This window comes from Arthrobacter echini, from assembly GCF_008107445.1.
Classification (GTDB): Bacteria; Actinomycetota; Actinomycetes; order Actinomycetales; family Micrococcaceae; genus Arthrobacter_D; species Arthrobacter_D echini_A.
In genome coordinates this window covers 22,582-34,967 of sequence record NZ_VSLD01000004.1, presented here as the reverse complement: position 1 = coordinate 34,967, position 12,386 = coordinate 22,582, and the positions used below count along the sequence as shown (strand labels likewise).

Below are 12,386 nucleotides of genomic sequence, written 5' to 3'. Positions count from 1 at the left end.
AGTCTAGCCGCGCCGGGCCCCACGGACGGATCACTCCTTCGTCGGTGTGATGACCACCAGGAGGTCCCCTCCCTGCGCCGGTCCCACTCCTGCCAGGGCCACCCGCTGCACCGTGCCCGCGACCGGCGTCGTGATGTTCGCCTCCATCTTCATCGCCTCGATCGTTGCGACCGTGTCACCCTCGGCGACGGTGTCGCCCTCGGAGAGCGATACGGTCACGGATCCGGCGAAGGGCGCGGAGATCTGACCCGGCACGGACGGGTCCGCCTTCTCCGCGGTCCTCACGTCGCTGTCCACGCTGCGGTCGCGCACGCTCACGGGCCGCATCTGCCCGTTGAGGGTGCACATGAGCGTGCGCATCCCCTTCTCATCGGGTTCGGAGATCGCCTCCAGCGTGGCGATGAGCCGCACACCCTTCTCCAGTTCGATGATGTGCTCGGTGCCCTGCTGCAAGCCGTAGAGGTAGTCGGCGGTGCCGAGCACCGAGACATCCCCGTACGTCTCGCGGACGGCCCGGAAGTCCTTCGCCGGCCCCGCGAACAGCAGCGTGTTGAGCGCTGTGCGTCGCTGCGCCGAGTCTCCCGTGAGCTTCTCCTCGTCCTCGGCGGAGAGGTCCACGTCGCGGGGCTTGGCCGCACGGCCCTTCAGCGCCTTGGTCCGGAACGGCTCCGGCCAGCCTCCGGGAGGGTTGCCGAGCTCACCGTTGAGGAAGCCGATCACCGAGTCCGGGATGTCGAAGGCCTGCGGGTTCTCCTCGAACTCGGCGGGGTCGGCGTCGATCCCCACGAGCGCGAGGGCCAGATCGCCCACCACCTTCGACGACGGCGTGACCTTCACGAGCCTGCCGAGGATCCGATCGGCCGCCGTGTACATGTCCTCGATCGCCTCGAAGCGCTCCCCGAGTCCGAGCGCTATGGCCTGCTGACGCAGATTGGACAGCTGTCCACCCGGGATCTCGTGCTGGTAGACCCGCCCGGTGGGGCCGGCCAGGCCCGCCTCGAACGGGGCGTACATACGGCGCACGGCCTCCCAGTAGGGCTCGAGTGCACACACACCGTCCAGATCCAGGCCGGTGTCCCGTGGCGTATGGGCCAGGGCGGCCACGAGTGCGGATGCCGAGGGCTGGCTCGTGGTGCCCGCCAGGGCGGCGCTCGCGACGTCGACGGCGTCGACCCCGGCGTCCACTGCGGCCAGGAGGGTTGCCAGTTGGCCACCGGCGGTGTCGTGGGTATGGAGATGCACGGGCAGGTCGAAGCGCTCACGCAGGGCCGTGACGAGCTTTGCCGCCGCTGCGGGCCGGAGCAGGCCCGCCATGTCCTTGATGGCCAGGATGTGCGCGCCGGCGTCCACCATGCGCTGGGCGAGCTCGAGGTAGTACTCGAGCGTGTAGAGCTCCTCGGCCGGGTCGAGCATGTCGGCCGTGTAGCACAGCGCCACCTCCGCGACGGCCGTGCCGGTGGCCCGGACCGCCCGGATGGCCGGCTCCATCTGCGCCACGTCGTTCAGCGCGTCGAAGATCCGGAAGATGTCGATCCCGGATGCTGCAGCCTCCTGCACGAAGGCGGACGTCACGGCTTCGGGGTACGGGGTGTAGCCCACGGTGTTGCGGCCGCGCAGGAGCATCTGCAGGCAGATGTTCGGCACTTCCCGGCGCAGCGCGTCCAGGCGCTCCCACGGGTCCTCACCGAGGAAGCGGAGTGCGACGTCGTACGTGGCCCCGCCCCACGCCTCGACCGAGAGCAGCTCGGGGGTCAATCGAGACACGCCGGCGCCGGCGGCCGTGAGGTCGCGGGTGCGCACGCGGGTGGCGAGGAGCGACTGATGGGCATCGCGGAAGGTCGTGTCGGTCACGGCCACGGCGTTCTGCTCGCGCAGCGCCCTTGCGAAGCCTTCTGGGCCCAGCTCGAGCAGCCGCTGGCGGCTTCCCTCCGGCAGGGGTGCCTCCCGCTGTTCGTCGGAGAGGACGGGCAGCTTCTGCCGGGGGTCCAGATGCGCAGGCCGCGTGCCGTTGGGCTGGTTCACCGTCACGTCCGCGAGCCAGGTGAGCAGCTTGGTGGCCCGGTCGGCAGGTACCCGCGCCGTCAGGAGCTCCGGACGCTCGTCGATGAACGACGTCGCCACATTACCGGCGATGAAGTCGGGATCGTCGAGGACGGCCTGCAGGAAGGAGATGTTCGTCGACACCCCACGGACGCGGAACTCCGCCAGCGCCCGCCGCGCGCGGGTCACGGCCGCCGGGTAGTCCCGGCCACGGCAGGTGAGCTTGACGAGCATCGAGTCGAAGTGCGGGCTGATCTCAGCTCCTGCATAGACCGTGCCGCCGTCGAGCCTGACCCCGGCACCACCGGCCGAGCGGTAGGCGGAGATCCGCCCCACATCGGGGCGGAAGCCGTTCGCGGGGTCCTCCGTGGTGATCCTGGACTGGAGGGCGGCGCCACGCAGGTGGACGGTATCCTGGCTCAGGCCCAGATCCTGCAGGGACTCCCCCGCCGCGATGCGGAGCTGCGACTGGACGAGGTCGACGTCGGTGACCTCCTCGGTGACGGTGTGCTCCACCTGGATGCGCGGATTCATCTCGATGAACACGTGCTCACCGGCGCGTGCTCCGACGGTGTCCACGAGGAATTCCACCGTGCCCGCATTGACGTAACCCAGCGCGGTGGCGAACTTCACCGCGTCGCGGTGCAGCGCCTGGCGGATCGACTCGTCGAGATTCGGGGCCGGGGCGATCTCGATGACCTTCTGGTGCCGCCGCTGCAGCGAGCAGTCGCGCTCGAAGAGGTGCATGATGTTCCCCTCGGCGTCCGCGAGGATCTGTACCTCGATGTGCCGCGGGCGCAGGACCGCCTGCTCCAGGAACATCGTGGCATCACCGAAGGCGGACTCCGCCTCGCGCATGGCGGACTCAAGCGCCTCGGGCAGCGCCTCCCGGGACTCCACGCGGCGCATCCCGCGCCCACCGCCACCGGCGACGGCCTTCGCGAACACCGGGAACCCGATCTCGTCCGCGGCGGCGATCAGCTCGGCGACGTCTGCGCTGGGTCGCGACGAGCCGAGGACGGGAATACCGGCGTCCCGGGCGGCGTCGAGCGCCTTGACCTTGTTACCCGCCAGCTCCAGCACATCCGCGGGCGGACCCACGAAGGTGATGCCCGCTTCCCGGGCGGCACGGGCGAGATCGGGATTCTCGGACAGGAAGCCGTAGCCGGGATAGATGGCGTCGCAGCCCGATTCCACCGCGACGCGAATGATCTCCTGGATGTCGAGGTACGCGCGGACCGGGTGGCCCTCCTCGCCGATCAGATACGCCTCGTCCGCCTTCTGGCGATGGATCGAGTTCCGATCCTCGTGGGGGAACACCGCCACGGTCTTCGCGCCCAGCTCGTGAGCGGCGCGGAATGCCCGGATGGCGATCTCGCCGCGATTGGCTACCAGAATCTTCGAGAACATCTCACTCCTGCATCGTTGCGGGTCGGGGTCCTTCACGCTGGCACGATCCTACCCGGCACGGTGTCCACAGTCCGCTAGATGACAGACGGCTACGCCGCCCGCCCCGGAGCGCGCTGGATATCGGGCCGCGCCGTCCCGGGAGCTGCGTGGGCTCACCCTATGATTGACCGGGAACCAAGAGGGCAGGCGGCCGCCCCAGGAGGCCGCGACACGACGGGGATGGGTTCAACAGGTGCAGGTAGTCAGTATCAGCAGTCTCAAGGGTGGCGTGGGAAAGACCTCGGTGACCCTCGGCCTGGCGTCGGCGGCCCTGGCCGCCGGCATTCCCACCCTCGTGGTGGATCTCGATCCTCATGCTGATGCGACCACCGGACTCGCTGTCAGGCCGGAGGGCCGGACCGACATCGGCCGGCTGCTCAAGAATGCGCGACGCGGCGATCTCACCGCCAACGTGGTCCCGAGCGGGTGGGTGGACTCGGCGTCCCGCCACCCGGGCGCCTCCGTCCCGACGCTGGACGTCGCGATGGGTTCGGCCTACTCCGGGATCTACGACCGGCCCGATCTCGGCAGCCGCGACCAGGCGCGCCTGGCCTCGCTCCTGTCCAGGGTCTCCGGCTACGGTCTGGTCCTGATCGACTGCCCGCCCTCGCTCAACGGACTCACCAGGATCGCCTGGACCGCGAGCAACAAGGTGCTCCTCGTCGCCGAGCCCGCCCTCTTCTCCGTCGCCGGTACCGAGCGGACCATGCGTGCACTCGAGCTGTTCCGCCGGGAGTTCGCGCCCGATCTCCATACCGCGGGCGTCGTCGCCAATCGTGTGAGACCCGCCTCGAGCGAGCACGTCTTCCGCCTGGCGGAGATGCGCAGGATGTTCGGTGAGCTGATGCTGCAGCCCGTCATCCCCGACCAGGCCGACTGGCAGCAGATCCAGGGAGCGGCGCATTCCGTGCACCACTGGCCCGGAGATAGCGCCCGCCAGACCGCACGGCTCTTCGACGAACTGCTCAGGAGTGTGGTCGACTCCGGGCGGATGCGCAGCCGTTCCCGGCGGTGAGCCGCCGCGAGGCCTGTGCGGTGCCGGGGCTTCCGCCGGCGGGCCTGAACCGGTCGCTCCGGGCGACCTGGGGCGTCAGCTGATCCTGCGGGTCGCGCGGCGCTCGCCCAGTTCGTCGCCGGGGAAGTCCTGGGGCGAATGCTCGCTCGGCAGGGCGGCGAGCGTGCCCTCCACCTCGCGCCACACGCGCCCGACGGCGATGCCGAAGACGCCCTGACCGCCCTGCACCAGATCGATGACCTCGTCGGCCGAGGTGCATTCGTACACGCTCGCTCCATCGCTCATCAGGGTGATCTGCGCGAGGTCCTCGACGCCACGTTCGCGCAGGTGCCCCACCGCGGTGCGGATCTGCTGGAGGGACACGCCCGTGTCCAGCAGTCGCTTGACCACCTTGAGCACGAGGATGTCGCGGAATCCGTAGAGGCGGTGCGTCCCGGAGCCCGAGGCTCCTCGGACCGCCGGCTCCACCAGGCCGGTGCGCGCCCAGTAGTCGAGCTGACGATAGGTGATGCCCGCCGCCTTGCAGGCCGTGGGGCCGCGATACCCTGCGTGCTCGTCGAGCTCGGGAAGATCCTCGGTGAAGAGCAGCCCCTGGGCGTTCGCCGGCAGCGCTGCGCCTACCGGGCTGGTTGCCTCGCCGGCCTCACCCTTCGGACTCACGCGTTGCCTCCTCGAAGAATTCCCGGTGGTATTGCTCGCTGCGCGCTCTCTCGGGGCGTGCCCTCAAGTGTGCACGGGGTCCATCGCGCAGGCAATGGGAACTGTATGTCTTGACGGTAGATCGCCGGAGGGGTGAGGTCAAAGAGGCTGCTCCTCCATCCCGATCGTGTCGTGCGGAGCGCCGGCCGGGTCAGCGTTCGAAGTCCTCGGGTTCGACGTCGGCGAGGAACTCACGGAACTGCTGCACCTCGTTCTCGGCGGTCTCCCCTGCACCGCTCCCGGTGCCGTCCTCGTCGTCCTCCGCCTCCGCGATCTCCACCCCGGCCACCGCCAGCACCTCGTCGGCGCAGTAGACGGGGCACGGCACGCGCAGCGCGATCGCGAGGGCGTCGGAGGCCCGGGAGCCCACCGTCACGCCGTCGTCGAGCACGAGCTGCGCATGGTAGACCGTGTCCTCGACCGAGATGATGCGCACTTCCCGGATGCTACGGCCCGCCGCCGTGACGACGTCGACCAGCAGATCGTGCGTCATGGGCCGCGGAGGGACGATGCCCTGCTGGACGAACGCGATGGCGCTGGCCTCCGGTGCTCCGATCCAGATGGGCAGGTGACGTTCCCCAGCGCTCTCGCGCAGGAGGACCAGGGGCTGATTCGACGGCAGTTCGATCCGCACGCCCACCACTTCCACTTCGATCACCGGGTGCCTCCTAACTGTCCATGCGGGCAATGTGCCCGTGTACGAGGGCGCCGTGGAGATCGAGGCACAGCTCGCTGATCTCGCGCGCGGTCTCGGCGGCCCGCGCCTTCGAGGCGACGTCCCTGCGCGAGGCAGCGGGGGCGACGGCGCGTTCCACCAGTCCGAGCTCACGGTCCGCTGCGGCGCGGAAGGGTCGGAGGTGCCGGGGCTCGATACCGTGGGCCTCCAGCTGCAGGCAGGCCACGGCGACCTTCAGGGCGTGCTCGTCGAACCGGTTCTCGACGGCGGAGATCAGGCCGAAACTGACGAGATCCTCGATGAGTCGCAGCGGCGCTCCTGCCTCCGCGGCCAGGGTCTCGGCGCTCATGCTCCGCGAGCGGGCACTCAGCTCGCGCGAGAGTTGATCGGAGACGACGCGCGGCGAGAGCGTCAGGCCGCCGGGCAAGGACTCCGGACGCTCACCGCGGTCGATCGCATCGACGTAGTCCTTGATGACCTTGAGCGGGAGGTACTGGTCCCGCTGCAGGCTGAGGACGAAACGGAGGCGCTCCACGTCGTGCACCGTGTACTTGCGGTACCCGGCCCGGGTGCGCTGCGGCGAGATGAGTCCCTTCTCCTCGAGGAAGCGGATCTTCGATGCCGAGACCCGGGGGAAGTCCTCGGTGAGTCCGCGCAGGACCTCGCCGATGGACACCCCCGCGCCGGGGTGTCCCGTGACGGCGTCGGAGGGCCGACGGAGATGGGAAGCAGGCATGGAGCGGGCTAGACCTGCGCTGACGGGTGCTGTGCCGCCTGGGCGGTGGTACTGCGGGCGGCGTAGAAGGTGAGCCTGAACTTGCCGATCTGCACTTCGTCGCCGTTCCGGAGGTCGGCGGTGTCCACGCGATCGTTGCTCACGTACGTCCCGTTGAGGCTGCGTGTGTCGACCACCGTGAAGCCGTTCTCACTCCGACGGAACTCGGCGTGCTGCCGCGAGACCGTGACGTCGTCGAGGAAGATGTCTGCATTGGGGTGCCGGCCGGCACCGGTGACGTCCTCGTCGAGGAGGAAACGTGCTCCGGCGTTCGGACCGGTGTGGGCGATCAGCAGGGCTGATCCGGCGGGCAGCGCGGCCACGGAGGCCTGCTCCTCGCTCGTCAGATTCCGATCGAGTCCGCCGGGGACGTCCGGTCGCTCGAACTGGCTGGTGGCGTCCTGCTGGGGCAGGCCGAATGACCTTGTCTCAGGAGACGTCATGGTTGGCTCCTCCTTGTTCACGGGTGGGTTCTCGGTGGGCACCATTGATCTCTCCTGCCCTGCTGCGCGGAACGCCGGGTCACCGTCGACCCGGCCATCCCTGCGGCCGGCGCAGGGTAGATCTAGCCTACCTGCTGGGAGTACACGTCCGGACTCAGCAGTTCCTTCACGACGGCCGGATCGGAGACCTTGATCTCGAAGAGCCAGCCCTCGCCGTAGGGGTCGGTGTTGATGAGGGACGGGTCGTCGTCGAGCGCCTCGTTGCGCGAGACGATCTCGCCCGTGACGGGGGCGTAGATGTCGCTGACGCTCTTGGTCGATTCGACCTCCCCGATGACGTCGGCGCCGGTGACGTCGGTGCCCGCCTCGGGCATCTGGACGTAGACCACGTCGCCCAGGGCGTCCTGGGCGAAGTCGGTGATGCCCACGCGGACCGTGCCCTCGTCCGTGGGCTCACTGATCCACTCGTGCTCCGCCGTGTAGTAGAGGCCTTCGGGAACGTTGCTCATGGCTGCCTTTCGAACGCGCGGGGTGCGGTGCCGGCTCGGGGCGGCCACCGGGGACGGGTATTGATCGAGTATAGGCATATCGGGTCTTGACGTAAGGCGCGTCTCAGCGGGTACCTCGGTCCGCTCGATGCCGCGGTCAAGGAACCCTGGAACGCCCCGTGGGGCGATGCTTGCTCTCCGCCGGCCGACTTCCTACACTGCGGGAACCGGGACGACCGCCCCGCCCGTAGCCCCTGACCCGGCGCGCGACCAGGAGGAGCACGGCGTGACACTTCGAGATCTGCTCTCATCCGCGCCGGATGACAGCACGGCCGACCGTCGCCGACTCTCCGAGCCGTGGGCCGCCTGGAATGCCGCCACCGCGGCGGAGGAACCGCCGTTCGGTGCGCTGGATGTTCGCGCGCTGCGCGCCAACGCGGCCGATCTCGTGCGTCGCGCCGACGGCAAGCCCGTCCGGCTCGCCAGCAAGTCCATCCGCGTGCGATCGATCATCGAGGCGCTGCTCGACGTCCCGGGCTTCGCAGGGGTGCTCGCCTTCACGCTGACCGAAGCACTCTGGCTCGCCCGGACGAGCCCCGATGTGGTGGTCGGGTACCCGACCGCCGATCGGCAGGCGATCGCCGACCTGGCCCGATCGGAGCAGGCCGCGGCCTCCGTGACGCTCATGGTGGACAGCGTGGAACACCTCGACCTGATCGACGCCGTCGCGTCGCCGGCTTCGCGGCTGCCGATCCGGATATGCCTCGACCTGGACGCGTCGTGGCAGGGGCCCGCGCCGTTCGGTCGACTGGGCGTCTGGCGCTCACCGCTGCACACCCCGGCCCAGGTGCGGGCCCTCGCCGAGGAGGTGCAGCGCCGTCCTGGCTTCACCCTGGTGGGCCTGATGGCCTACGAGGCTCAGGTCGCCGGTGTGGCCGACCGTGTGCCCGGCCGCTTCGCGACGAATGCAGCCGTCTCCTGGTTCCAGCAGCGTTCACAGGTGGAACTCGCCGAGCGCCGCGGTGAGGCTGTGGCGCAGGTGAGCGCGCTCGCCGATCTCGAGTTCGTGAACGGCGGCGGCACCGGGTCGGTGGAGACCACCGCCGCCGACCCTGCGGTGACCGAGATCGCCGCGGGGAGCGGTCTGTTCGCCGGCCACTACTTCGATGCGTACTCCGCCTTCTCACCGTTGCCCGCGACCGGGTTCGCCCTCTCCGTGGTGCGCAAGCCCCGCGCCGACCGCGCCACCGTCCTCGGTGGCGGCTGGGTCGCGTCGGGTCCCCCCGGCGTCGACCGACTGCCGCTCGTCGCGTATCCGGCTGGGCTGCGCATGGTGCCGCGGGAGATGGCCGGAGAGGTGCAGACACCACTCGTCGGTGGGTCCGCCCGCCGCCTCTCGGTGGGCGACCGGGTCTGGTTCCGGCACGCGAAGTCGGGTGAGCTGAGCGAACGGGTGAACGAGTTCGTCCTGATCGAGGACGATCGCATCGTCGATCGCCTTCCGACCTACCGTGGTGAGGGAAAGGCCTTCCTATGACAGCGTCCACATCGACCTCTGCAGCCACGACCACCTGGCAGAACTGGGGACGCACCGTCCGTGCGTATCCCGTGCGGATGGTCTCCCCCGGATCGGTCGACGACGTCTGCGCAGTGGTGCGCTCGGCCGCCGCAGAGGGGCGGAGGATCAAGGTCGTCGGGGCCGGTCACAGCTTCAGCCCGATCGCCGAAGCCGAGGACGTTCTGATGAGCCTCGACCGCCTCAACGGTCTCCGCCATGCGGACCGCGAGACCCGAGCCGTGACCTTCGGCGCCGGCACACGGCTGCACGAGATCTCCGCGCTGCTCGAACCGCTCGGCCTGGCGATGGAGAACCTCGGCGACATCGACACCCAGTCCATCGCGGGCGCCATCTCGACGGGCACGCACGGCACCGGCCTGCGCTTTCGAGGTCTCGCCGCCCAGGTCACCGGCGCGCTGCTCGTCACCGGTCGCGGTGAGCTGGTGCGCGTCGATGCGGACCACAGTCCCGAACTCCTTCCTGCCGTGGCTCTGGGGCTCGGGGCCCTCGGCATCCTCGTGGAGGTGACGATCGCCTGTGTCGACGCCTTCGATCTGTGCGCGGTCGAGAAGCCCGAACCGCTCGACGCCGTGCTCGACTCCCTGCACGAACGGGCATCGGCCGTCGATCACTTCGAGTTCTTCTGGTTCCCGCACACGCGCACCGCGCTGACCAAGGTGAACACGCGTATGCCCGTCGGTGAGGGGCGCAGACCGTTGACGAGCGGTCGTCGGTGGTTCGACGACACGCTGATGGCCAACGGGGTCTTCCGGGTGTCCTGCGGTATCGGCCGCGCCGTCCCCTCGAGTGTTCCCTGGCTCAACCGAGCTGCCGAACGGCTCACCGGGGATCGTTCCCACTCGGATGCCTCCTCCAAGGTGTTCGCGACTCGGCGCACGGTGCGCTTCAGGGAGATGGAGTACGCCATCCCGGCCGACCAGGCCGCCGGGGCGCTGCGCGAGGTACGCAACGTGATCGAGCGGGAGCGCTGGCACATCTCGTTCCCGGTCGAGGTCCGGTTCGCGGCGGCTGACGAGCTGTGGCTGTCCGCCGCCTCCGGGCGCGAAACCGCCTACATCGCTGTGCACCGGGTGATCGGCGAGGATGTCGGGCCCTACTTCCGGGCGGTCGAAGCCATCATGCGTGCACGCGGCGGCCGCCCGCACTGGGGCAAGATGCATACGCGGGAAGCGGCCGATCTAGCTGGGCAGTACCCGAAGCTCGGTGACTTCCGGATGCTGCGCGAAGAGCTCGATCCTGAAGGCGTCTTCCTGAACCCGTACCTGCGGCGAGTGCTCGGGTAGGAGTGTTCCCGGGACGCGCTCATTCTTCGGCACGTGCCCAGCGCCTGTGCGAACAGTCCCAGCTCCACTTCATCGGCACCCGCTCCGACCAACCACGCAGACAAGAACACCCGAACCTGCACAGTGCAGGTCCGGGTGTTCTGAGATCTCCTGAGAGATCACATGGTCGGGATGACAGGATTTGAACCTGCGACCCCTTGACCCCCAGTCAAGTGCGCTACCAAGCTGCGCCACATCCCGGCCGACCCGCTCAGCGGGCCGAACCACTCGCACAACATTACATCATTCCCGGCGTGGAGCGGCACCGCGGGAGGCCGTCAGCGCTTGCGGCTGCGCTTCTCGCGCACCCTCATGCTGACCTCGATGGGCGTGCCCTCGAAGCCGAAGGTCTCGCGCAGGCGGCGCGTGATGAAGCGGCGGTAGCCCGGGTCCAGGAAGCCCGTGGTGAACAGCACGAACTTCGGCGGCCGACTCGACGCCTGCGTACCGAAGAGGATCCTCGGCTGCTTGCCTCCGCGCACCGGGTGCGGATGGGCGGCGACGAGCTCGCCCAGGAACGCATTGAGGCGCCCGGTGGGGATGCGCCGGTCCCAGGATTCGAGGGCGACGTCGAGCGCCGGCACCAGCCGGTCCTTGTGCCACCCGGTGAGCGCCGAGATGTTGACGCGCGGCGCCCACTCCACGTGCGCCAGATCCTGCTCGATCTCCCGCTCCAGGTAGCGGCGGCGCTCGTCGTCGAGCAGGTCCCACTTGTTGAAGGCCAGCACGATCGACCGGCCCGACTCGATGGCCATGTTCAGGATGCGCACGTCCTGCTCACTGAGCACCTCGTCGACGGCCAGGAGCACCACGGCCACCTCGGCCTTCTCCAGGGCGGACTGGGTGCGGAGCGAGGCGTAGAAGTCCGCACCCTGCTGCATGTGGACGCGGCGGCGGATGCCAGCGGTGTCCACGAAGCGCCAGGTACGGCCGCCGAGCTCGATCATCTCGTCCACGGGATCACGCGTGGTCCCGGCCTGGGGGTCGACGACGACGCGGTCGGAGCCCGCCAGCTTGTTCAGCAGCGAGGACTTGCCCACATTGGGACGGCCGATCAGGGCCACCCTCCTCGGCCCGCCGGAGCGCTCGATGCCCCCGTGCTCGGAGAACTCGGGCAGGACCTCGAGCACGCGGTCCAGCATGTCGGCCGTCCCCCGACCGTGCAGGGCGGAGACCGGCCAGGGCTGACCGAAGCCCAGGCCCCACAGCACCGAGGCGTCCGCCTCGTTCTGGATGTCGTCCACCTTGTTGGCCACCACGATCACGGGCTTGTTCTTGCGGCGGAGCATGCGCACCACGGCCTCGTCGGTGGCCGTGGCGCCGACCGTCGCATCGACCACGAGCAGCACGGCGTCGGCCATGTCCACGGCGATCTCCGCCTGGTCCGCCACCCGGGCGTTGATGCCCTTCGCGTCCTGCTCCCAGCCGCCCGTGTCCACGAGGGTGAAGTTCCGCCCGGTCCACTGGGCGGGATAGGACACGCGGTCGCGCGTGACACCGGGGGTGTCCTCGACGACGGCCTCGCGGCGCCCGAGGATGCGGTTCACGAGCGTGGACTTGCCCACATTGGGTCGTCCGACGATGGCCAGGACGGGATTGAGGCGGTCCTCGTCCTCGTCGTCGTAGTTTTCGTCCTCCCGCGCGAGGAGATGGGCGTCCTCGTCGTCGAGCTCGTAGTCCTCGAGACCGGCGCGCAGCGAGGCGGCCCGCTGGTCGGCTTCGGCGTCGTCGAGGGTCTCGAGCACCTCACTGACCTGGTCCTCGCCGGTCGGCTCGTACTCCTCGTCGGCTCCCGGGCCATTGCCCTGGGCATTCGGCGAAAGGTTCTCGCTCATCAAAAGTGTCCTTCGGTTGGTGTTCACCGTCTCCCGACGGTAATTCTGGTGGGTCCGGGCCTCGG

Annotated in this window: 10 protein-coding genes and 1 tRNA gene; 3 read left to right on the top strand and 8 right to left on the bottom strand. The window is 69.4% G+C overall.

The features are described from left to right. Window positions 1–30: 30 nt before the first annotated feature. On the bottom strand, window positions 31–3,450 hold the full coding sequence (locus FQ377_RS09430) for a pyruvate carboxylase (RefSeq protein ID WP_148601017.1): 3,420 nt from the start codon (window positions 3,448–3,450) through the stop codon (window positions 31–33). Between the two features lie 232 nt (window positions 3,451–3,682). On the opposite strand from FQ377_RS09430, the gene FQ377_RS09425 reads away from it, so the two are divergent. Beyond that, window positions 3,683–4,504 carry a ParA family protein gene (locus FQ377_RS09425; protein WP_148601016.1) on the top strand — a complete coding sequence of 274 codons (822 nt, stop codon included), beginning with the start codon at window positions 3,683–3,685 and terminating at the stop codon, window positions 4,502–4,504. Window positions 4,505–4,579: 75 nt separating this feature from the next. On the opposite strand, the gene FQ377_RS09420 is transcribed toward FQ377_RS09425, so the two are convergent. The 5 genes from FQ377_RS09420 to gcvH all read right to left on the bottom strand — a co-directional run bounded on the left by FQ377_RS09420 (window position 4,580) and on the right by gcvH (window position 7,606). Continuing rightward, the gene (locus FQ377_RS09420) at window positions 4,580–5,164 is read right to left on the bottom strand and encodes a MerR family transcriptional regulator (protein ID WP_148601015.1); all 585 of its coding nucleotides are present in this window, start codon (window positions 5,162–5,164) and stop codon (window positions 4,580–4,582) included. Between the two features lie 190 nt (window positions 5,165–5,354). After that, a complete protein-coding gene (locus tag FQ377_RS09415) occupies window positions 5,355–5,861 on the bottom strand; it encodes a bifunctional nuclease family protein (RefSeq protein WP_148601014.1) in 507 nt (168 codons plus the stop codon). A 10-nt stretch (window positions 5,862–5,871) separates the two neighbouring features. Continuing rightward, on the bottom strand, window positions 5,872–6,615 hold the full coding sequence (ftsR, locus tag FQ377_RS09410) for a transcriptional regulator FtsR (RefSeq protein WP_148601013.1): 744 nt from the start codon (window positions 6,613–6,615) through the stop codon (window positions 5,872–5,874). Between the two features lie 8 nt (window positions 6,616–6,623). After that, entirely contained in the window at window positions 6,624–7,097 is a 474-nt protein-coding gene (locus tag FQ377_RS09405) for an FHA domain-containing protein (RefSeq protein WP_148601012.1), read from the bottom strand. A gap of 122 nt (window positions 7,098–7,219) precedes the next feature. Continuing rightward, entirely contained in the window at window positions 7,220–7,606 is a 387-nt protein-coding gene (gene gcvH, locus FQ377_RS09400) for a glycine cleavage system protein GcvH (protein WP_148601011.1), read from the bottom strand. Between the two features lie 265 nt (window positions 7,607–7,871). On the opposite strand from gcvH, the gene FQ377_RS09395 reads away from it, so the two are divergent. After that, window positions 7,872–9,122 carry an amino acid deaminase/aldolase gene (locus FQ377_RS09395; protein WP_262364373.1) on the top strand — a complete coding sequence of 417 codons (1,251 nt, stop codon included), beginning with the start codon at window positions 7,872–7,874 and terminating at the stop codon, window positions 9,120–9,122. Further along, entirely contained in the window at window positions 9,119–10,447 is a 1,329-nt protein-coding gene (locus FQ377_RS09390; protein ID WP_148601009.1) for a D-arabinono-1,4-lactone oxidase, read from the top strand. The genes FQ377_RS09395 and FQ377_RS09390 overlap by 4 nt, the downstream gene beginning before the upstream one ends. 163 nt (window positions 10,448–10,610) lie before the next feature. On the opposite strand, the gene FQ377_RS09385 is transcribed toward FQ377_RS09390, so the two are convergent. Beyond that, window positions 10,611–10,687, bottom strand: a tRNA-Pro gene (locus FQ377_RS09385). Between the two features lie 77 nt (window positions 10,688–10,764). Beyond that, complete coding sequence (der, locus tag FQ377_RS09380; protein ID WP_148601008.1) at window positions 10,765–12,321, bottom strand: ribosome biogenesis GTPase Der; 1,557 nt, start codon at window positions 12,319–12,321, stop codon at window positions 10,765–10,767. Between the last annotated feature and the right edge of the window lie 65 nt (window positions 12,322–12,386).

Coding starts and splice junctions, on each gene's coding strand:
- FQ377_RS09430 (WP_148601017.1), bottom strand. CDS start 3,450: ATGTTCTCGAAGATTCTGGTAGCCAATCGCGGCGAGATCGCCATCCGG.
- ftsR (WP_148601013.1), bottom strand. CDS start 6,615: ATGCCTGCTTCCCATCTCCGTCGGCCCTCCGACGCCGTCACGGGACAC.
- FQ377_RS09405 (WP_148601012.1), bottom strand. CDS start 7,097: ATGACGTCTCCTGAGACAAGGTCATTCGGCCTGCCCCAGCAGGACGCC.
- gcvH (WP_148601011.1), bottom strand. CDS start 7,606: ATGAGCAACGTTCCCGAAGGCCTCTACTACACGGCGGAGCACGAGTGG.
- FQ377_RS09390 (WP_148601009.1), top strand. CDS start 9,119: ATGACAGCGTCCACATCGACCTCTGCAGCCACGACCACCTGGCAGAAC.
- der (WP_148601008.1), bottom strand. CDS start 12,321: ATGAGCGAGAACCTTTCGCCGAATGCCCAGGGCAATGGCCCGGGAGCC.